Origin of the sequence: Delftia sp. Lp-1, assembly GCF_020523835.1 — a bacterium.
GTDB lineage: Bacteria > Pseudomonadota > Gammaproteobacteria > Burkholderiales > Burkholderiaceae_C > Comamonas > Comamonas acidovorans.
Window position 1 is genome coordinate 1 of the sequence record NZ_JAJALJ010000005.1, and the last position, 7,279, is coordinate 7,279.

5 protein-coding genes and 1 tRNA gene are annotated in these 7,279 nt (G+C 67.3%); all 6 read left to right on the forward strand.

The features are described from left to right. Nucleotides 1-356: 356 nt before the first annotated feature. Nucleotides 357-725: a hypothetical protein gene (locus LGR64_RS28475; protein WP_224986538.1), complete on the forward strand. Its 369-nt coding sequence runs from the start codon at nucleotides 357-359 to the stop codon at nucleotides 723-725. A 217-nt stretch (nucleotides 726-942) separates the two neighbouring features. Next, on the forward strand, nucleotides 943-2,373 hold the full coding sequence (locus LGR64_RS28480) for a TolC family protein (RefSeq protein ID WP_096916752.1): 1,431 nt from the start codon (nucleotides 943-945) through the stop codon (nucleotides 2,371-2,373). A gap of 41 nt (nucleotides 2,374-2,414) precedes the next feature. Then, the gene (locus LGR64_RS28485) at nucleotides 2,415-3,632 is read left to right on the forward strand and encodes an efflux RND transporter periplasmic adaptor subunit (protein ID WP_034395847.1); all 1,218 of its coding nucleotides are present in this window, start codon (nucleotides 2,415-2,417) and stop codon (nucleotides 3,630-3,632) included. Nucleotides 3,633-3,636: 4 nt separating this feature from the next. Next, entirely contained in the window at nucleotides 3,637-6,726 is a 3,090-nt protein-coding gene (locus tag LGR64_RS28490; protein ID WP_065348134.1) for an efflux RND transporter permease subunit, read from the forward strand. A 16-nt stretch (nucleotides 6,727-6,742) separates the two neighbouring features. After that, nucleotides 6,743-7,078 carry a P-II family nitrogen regulator gene (locus LGR64_RS28495; RefSeq protein WP_013801593.1) on the forward strand — a complete coding sequence of 112 codons (336 nt, stop codon included), beginning with the start codon at nucleotides 6,743-6,745 and terminating at the stop codon, nucleotides 7,076-7,078. Nucleotides 7,079-7,204: 126 nt separating this feature from the next. Next, nucleotides 7,205-7,277: transfer RNA gene (locus LGR64_RS28500), tRNA-Ala, on the forward strand. Nucleotides 7,278-7,279: the final 2 nt, after the last annotated feature.

The window sequence follows — 7,279 nt, forward strand, 5'->3', positions numbered from 1 at the left end:
GGTAGTTCAGTTGGTTAGAATACCGGCCTGTCACGCCGGGGGTCGCGGGTTCGAGTCCCGTCCACTCCGCCAGATTCATTGTGCAAACCCAGCGTCTGCACAGACAAGAAGCCACCGCAAGGTGGCTTTTTTGTTTTTGCCGTGCGCAGCTCGCCTGCATGGCCGCCACCGCTTGGTGGCAGGCAAGCATGTGCGAAAAGCGGGCTTTGCCACAGATTTTTTAAGGGCAAACCCGGAACTTTGCCTCAACATTCGTAACAATAGATGGTGTCCCGATCACGGGACATTCACTTTCACTGCTCCCGCCTTCGTCTCGCCCCATGCGCCTTGCGCCATCGTTCCTGTTTTCCTTGCTGATGCTGTTGTCCATCTTCTGTGGACAGGTGGCGGCGTCGGCATCGTCCGATGGACTGGAAAGCGATGGCTTGCTGGCGCACCACCCCATCGTGACCATCGATGAGGAATTCCTCGAAGAACTCGCGGAAGTCGAGGAAGACGACGAGACGGAGTTTGCCGAGCTGACGGCACACGGCGGCAATACCCGCCAGCTGCTGGCCCTGCTGGCCTGTGGCGAGGACCGCTCCGCCGAGATGTACTGGCCGCCCGAGCCCATCGCCGTGCAGGTGGTGTCGCTGTGGGCCCCGCCTTCGACCTATTCCCAGGCGCACCTGTCGCCCGCTCCGGGCCAGCTGCTGCGCCCTCCAAGACCTTCCCTGCTCGGCTGACCGCATATTGCGGCGCAGGCATGCCCTGCGCCCCTTGTCGGCTGACGCATCCCACTGCCTGATCACTGCTCATGCGCGCCTTGCTGGCGCGCATGCCATGCCGTCGTCCGCGCGCTGACTGCGCACGGCCCGGCCATGCCCGTTCCCGCGTTGTCCGCAGGGGAGGGCCCATCTTTTACTCAACCCCTCGACTGTCGTTTCGCGGCAGATGCATGCCATGGTGAATCCAACGGTATTGGCGGGAATGGCCCCCGCTCGTTTTCCATCCTTTTCGCGCAAGGCCTTGCAAGGCGCGATCTGCAGCCTGCTGGTGGGCTGGGGTGCCGGTGCCTCGGCGCAGGCATCCCAGCCTCCCATGACCCAGGCGGCACCCGCCGCGGCTGCAGCCGCCGAGGCCGCAGCGGTCCGCGCCCCGGTCACGCCTAAGGCCACATCGACAGCTTCTGCGGCTTCCGCGGCTTCGGCCGCCGCACAGCGCCTGCCCCAGCTGAGCCTGAACGAGGTCGTTCGCGCCGTGCTGGACCACAACCCCGATCTGCGCGCTGTCGAGCAGTCGCGGACCACGGCGCGCGCAGGCGTGGTCAGCGCCTCGGCGCTGCCCAATCCCAAGCTTGAATGGAACCAGGGCCGCAACAGCGCCCGCGTGCCCGGCGCGGCGGCCGGCACGGTGCAGGGCTGGGCCGTGGCGTTGCCCATCGAGAACCCCGCCGTGCGCGGTGCGCGCGTGGAGGCCGCCAGGGCAGGCGAGCAGGGCTCGGTGCACTTCGTGGCGACCACACGCAATGCGCTGGTGGCCCAGGTGCGGCTGCGCGCCTACGAAATGGTGCTGCGCGAGGCGGAGGTCGAGGCCGCCAAGGAGGCGGTGCGCCTTCTGGAGCAGGCCCATGAGCGCGTCCGCGTCCGCGTGGACAGCGGTGAGGCAGCCCGCTACGAAATCATCAAGGCCGATGCCGAAATCATCCAGGCGCGCCAGCAGGAGCAGACCGCAAGGCTGCGTGCCGAGCAGGCGCAGCTGTCGCTGGGCCGCCTGGCCGCAGGCCAGCTGCCCGTGCGCTTTCGCCTGGATGTGTCGCTGGAGGACCCGCTGCGCATCGAGGACATGGGCGAGATCGATCCCATGGAGCATCCCGAGCTGCGCCAGCTCAAGGCGGAGGTCGAGCGTGCCCAGGCGCGGCTTGACGGTGCCAAGGCCTCGCGCTGGCCGGGCGTGGAGCTGCGCTACGGCCAGACGCGCGAGCCCGACGTGCGCTTGAACACGGTGGGCGTGAGCATCCAGATCCCCTTGCTCGACCAGCACCGCGGCCCCATCGACGAGGCCGCCTCCGAGCTGGAGCGCGCGCGTCTGCAGCTGGAAGGCCGGCAGATCGAGCTGCGCCAGCAGACGCTGCAGGCCTGGAAGGAGCTGGAGATGGCACGACTGCGCACCCAGGCACTGAGCCAGGGTTCGGTGCGCGAGGCCGAGTCGGCCCTGCGCGTGGCCGAGGCCGCCTACCGCTTCGGCGAGCGCGGCATTCTCGATGTGCTCGATGCGCAGCGCGTGCTGCGCTCCATCCGTGCAGACCTGCTCGATGCGCGCTACCAGCTGCAGGCGGCGCGCATACAGCTCGAATACCTCGCGGGCCGCTACGACGATCCGTCCGCGCTGTGAAGCGCGCCGTCCCTGCCTCACACCCGAAATCAGAAACGAACATGTCCTTGAATATGCATCCGAAACCCATCGCCGCCCGCGCAGGCAGCAGCACCTTGGTGAATTCCCTGGCCCTGGCCGGCCTGCTGGCCGCAACGCTGGCGCTGAGCGCCTGCGGCAAGAACGAAGAGGCCGAAGCCAAGGCGGCGCCCGCGGCGGCCGCTGCCCAGGAGCAGGACCCGATGGAGGTCCGCGTCACTGCCGAGATGGCTCCCAACTTCGCCGTCAAGCCCGTGGCGCAGGCGCAGATCGCGCTGCTGCAGGAGGTGTCCGGCCGCATCGAAGCCAATGAGCGCCAGGTCACCCGCATTGGCGCGGCCGCCACGGGGCGCGTGACCGAGGTGCTGGTCGAAGTGGGCGACCGCGTGCGTGCGGGCCAGGTGCTGGCCCGCGTGGCCAGCCCCGAGCTGACCACCGCCCAGCTGGCCTATCTGCGTGCACACTCCGCCGCCACGCTGGCCGAGCGCGGCGTGGAGCGCGCGCGCCAGCTGATCGCCGCCGACGTCATCGGCTCGGCCGAACTGCAGCGCCGCGAGTCCGAACTGTCGATTGCGCGCGCCGAGCAGCGCGCTGCCGGCGACCAGTTGCGCCTGATCGGCATTCCCGACAGCGCCATCGCCCAGCTGCGCGACAAGGGCACGCTGCAGTCGCATGCGGCCGTTCTGTCCACAGGGGCCGGCGTGGTGATCGAGCGCAAGGTCAGCTCCGGCCAGGTGACCCAGCCCGGTGATCCGCTGTTCACCGTGGCCGACCTGAGCAGCGTCTGGGTGGTGGGCGCGATTCCCGAGCAGATGGCCAGCGGCGTGCGTGCCGGCCAGGCCGTGGAGATCGCCGTGCCCGCCCTGGGCGAGCGCGTGCTGTCCGGCCAGATCGTGCATGTGGGCGACACCGTGACGCCCGAGACCCGCACCGTCACCATCCGCACCCAGGTGGACAACACCGAGCGCGACCTCAAGCCCCAGATGCTGGCCACCATGCGCATCCAGGGCGAGGTGCGCCAGCTGCTGGCCGTGCCGGCCGAGGCCGTGGTGCGCGAGAACGATCGCGACCATGTCTTCGTCAAGAAGGGCGAGAACCACTACCGCCTCACGCCCGTCGAGCTGGGCACCGCCAGCGGCGGCATGCGCCCCGTGAACAAGGGCGTGGCCGATGGCACGGTCATCGTCACCACGGGCGCCTTCCACCTGAACAACGAGCGCAAGCGCGCAGAGCTGGAGTAAGCCCATGATCGCTTCCATGATCCGGGCCGCACTGAGCCAGCGACTCATCGTGATCGTGCTCTCGCTGGTGCTGTGCGGCTTTGGCCTGCGCGCCGCCATGAATCTGTCGGTGGATGCCTTTCCTGACGTGACCAACGTCCAGGTCCAGGTCGCTACCGAGGCGCCAGGCCGTTCGCCCGAGGAAATCGAGCGCTTCGTGACCGTGCCGCTGGAAATCGCCATGACCGGCATGCCGGGCCTGGTGGAGATGCGCTCGCTCAACAAGAGCGGCCTGTCCATCATCACCCTGGTCTTCACCGATACCACCGACGTGTACTTTGCGCGCCAGCTCGTCACCGAGCGGCTGATGGAGGTCACGCCGCGCATGCCCGAAGGCATCATCCCCGTGCTGGGACCGGTGTCCACGGGCCTGGGCGAGGTCTACCAGTACACGCTGGACCATCCCGACGACGGCAAGCGGGCCCTCACGCCCGAGGAGCTGACCGAGCGCCGCACCATCCAGGACTGGGTGGCGCGCCCGCTGCTGCGCTCCATTCCCGGCGTGGCCGAAATCAATTCGCAGGGCGGCTACGTCAAGCAGTACCAGGTGGAGGTCGATCCCGGCCGGCTGCGCCACTACGGCCTGTCCGTGCGCCATGTGGTCCAGGCCATCGCCGACAACAACGCCAACGCCAGCGGCGGCATCCTGCCCCAGGTCACCGAGCAGTACCTGATCCGCGCCGTGGGCCTGATCCAGTCGCTGGAGGACATCGGCAACATCGTCCTCAAGCAGGATGGCGGCGTGCCGGTCTTCGTGCGCGATGTGGCCGAGGTCCAGCTGGGCCAGGAAGTGCGCCAGGGCGCCATCATCAAGGGCGGCTATACCGAAGGCGTCTCCGGCATCGTGCTGATGATGCGCGGCGGCAATGCCAAGGAAGTCGTCACCCGCGTGAAGGAGCGCGTGCAGGAGATCAACTCCAAGGGCATGCTGCCCGGCGGCCTGCAGATCGTTCCCTACTACGACCGAACCGACCTGGTCGACTCGGCGCTGTGGACCGTGGGCAAGGTGCTGATCGAGGGCATCCTGCTCGTGGTCGTGGTGCTCTTCATCTTCCTGGGTGACGTGCGCTCCAGCCTGATCGTGGTGGCCACGCTGATCATCACGCCGCTGACCACCTTCATCATGATGAACCGCTGGGGCATCTCGGCCAACCTCATGTCGCTGGGAGGGCTGGCGATCGCCATCGGCCTCATGGTCGATGCCACCGTGGTGGTGGTGGAGAACGTGTTCCACAAGCTCGGCCAGGCCGGCGACAGCATGGGCGCACGCGTGCGCACCGTGCTCTCGGCCACCACCGAGGTGGCCACGCCCACCATCTTCGGCATCGCCATCATCATCCTGGTGTTCCTGCCGCTGATGACGCTGCAGGGCATCGAGGGCAAGATGTTCGGCCCGCTGGCACTGACCATCGCGATCTCGCTGGCGGTCTCGCTGGCCGTGTCGCTGTTCCTGTCGCCCGTGCTGTGCTCGTACTTCCTCAAGGGCGGCGCGGACCATGACACGCGCCTGATCGCCTTCCTCAAGCGCCACTACCTGCGCCTGCTGGACCTGGCCACCGCGCGCAACCGCGCCACGCTGGCCGTGGCCGTGGCGCTGCTGCTGGGCTCGCTGGGACTGTTCCCGCTGCTGGGCAAGTCCTTCATGCCCACCATGAAGGAGGGCGCGCTTACGCCGCAGATCAACCGCGTGCCCAGCATCTCGCTGGACGAGTCCATCCGCATGGAAATGGCGGCGATGAAGGCCGTGGCCGAGGTGCCCGGCGTGCTCAGCGTGGTCTCCAAGCTCGGACGCGGTGAATCGCCGGCCGATCCCGCAGGCCCCAATGAGTCCGATCCCATCGTGCTGCTGGACCCCGAGTCCGACCGCACCCAGGACGAGATCGACGAAGACATCCGCCAGCGCCTGTCCTCGATTCCGGGCGTGCAGATCGTGCTGTCCCAGCCGATTTCCGAGCGCGTGGATGAAATGGTCACGGGCGTGCGCTCGCAACTGGCCATCAAGGTCTTCGGCGACGAGCTGGACGATCTGCGCGATGTCTCCGAACAGGTGGCCCGCATCCTCAAGAGCGTGCCGGGCAGCACCGACATCCGTGTCGAGCGGCTGTCGGGCCAGCAGGCGCTCACGGTGGATATCGACCGCAAGGCCATTGCCCGCCACGGCCTGAACGTCACCGACGTGCAGGGCGTGATCGAGTCGGCCATCGGCGGCAAGGACGTGACCACGGTCTACGAGGGCGAGCGCCGCTACAACGTGGTCGTGCGCTTCCCCGAGCCCTTCCGTGGCTCGCCCCAGGCTGTCGGCGCCACCTTGCTGACCACCAGCACCGGCGCGCAGGTTCCGCTCAACAGCGTGGCCCGCATCGAACTGGTGGACGGACCCGCGCAGATCAGCCGCGAAGGCGGCAAGCGGCGCGTGGTCGTGGGCGCCAACGTGGAAGGGCGCGACCTGGGCGGCTTCGTGACCGAAGTGCAGCAGCGCATCGACAAGGAAGTGCAACTGCCCGACGGCTACTACTTCAAGTACGGCGGCCAGTTCGAGAACATGGAGCGCGCCATGGGCACGCTGCAGGTGATCGTGCCGCTGACCATCGTGGCCATCTTCTTCCTGCTGTTCGTGCTGTTCAATTCGGTCAAGCTGGCCGGGCTGATCATCCTGGTGCTGCCTTTCGCCTCCATCGGGGGACTGATAGGCCTGTTCGTCACGGGCGAATACGTGAGCGTGCCGGCATCGGTGGGCTTCATCGCGCTGTGGGGCATTGCGGTGCTCAACGGCGTGGTGCTGGTCAGCTGCATCCGCAAGCTGCGCGAGGATGGAATGGACGTGGCCGAGGCCGTGCGCGAAGGCTGCGTGCAGCGCTTCCGCCCCGTGATGATGACGGCCACCGTCGCGCTGCTGGGCCTGGTGCCCTTCCTGTTCGCCACCGGCCCCGGCTCGGAGGTGCAACGCCCGCTGGCCATCGTCGTGATCGGTGGCCTGATCTCGTCCACCCTGCTTACGCTGGTGGTGTTGCCGACCCTGTACCGCTGGTTTGACGAAAAACCGCTGGAAGCCTGATGAAGGAGACACTGCAATGACCATGAAGGAAATCCGGGCCATCGTGCGCCCCAGCCGCCTGGAGCGCCTGCGCGACGCGCTGCGCGCCATTCCCAACTTCCCCGGCGTGACGCTGTTCCGAGCCGAGGGCTTCACGGCCCCGGCCGCCATCGACAAGCGCAGCGTGAAGGAGGAGTTGACCGACTTCTCCGACAAGATCATGGTCTGCGTGCTGGCCGAGGCCTCCATGGTCGAGCCCATCCGTGCGGCCATCACCACGGCCTGCCATTCGGGCCAGGTCGGCGACGGCCTGGTCTGGGTGGTGGACATCGCCGAGATCCACCGCATACGCGATGGGCAAAGCCTGGCCTGACCCGGGCTTGAGCAGGGCGCCGGAATGCAGGGCGACATAAAAAAGTCATGCATTCCGGAATTGCCCCAAAAACGCTGTGCTACAATTTTTGAATCGCAGCAACGAAGCAGTGCAACGTTGCAGCAAGGGGGTATAGCTCAGCTGGGAGAGCGCTTGCATGGCATGCAAGAGGTCATCGGTTCGATCCCGTTTACCTCCACC

What these genes read in the sequence shown, in the direction of transcription:
- LGR64_RS28475 (WP_224986538.1), top strand. Translation starts at nt 357, where the DNA reads ATGCTGTTGTCCATCTTCTGTGGACAGGTGGCGGCGTCGGCATCGTCC.
- LGR64_RS28480 (WP_096916752.1), top strand. Translation starts at nt 943, where the DNA reads ATGGTGAATCCAACGGTATTGGCGGGAATGGCCCCCGCTCGTTTTCCA.
- LGR64_RS28485 (WP_034395847.1), top strand. Translation starts at nt 2,415, where the DNA reads ATGTCCTTGAATATGCATCCGAAACCCATCGCCGCCCGCGCAGGCAGC.
- LGR64_RS28490 (WP_065348134.1), top strand. Translation starts at nt 3,637, where the DNA reads ATGATCGCTTCCATGATCCGGGCCGCACTGAGCCAGCGACTCATCGTG.
- LGR64_RS28495 (WP_013801593.1), top strand. Translation starts at nt 6,743, where the DNA reads ATGACCATGAAGGAAATCCGGGCCATCGTGCGCCCCAGCCGCCTGGAG.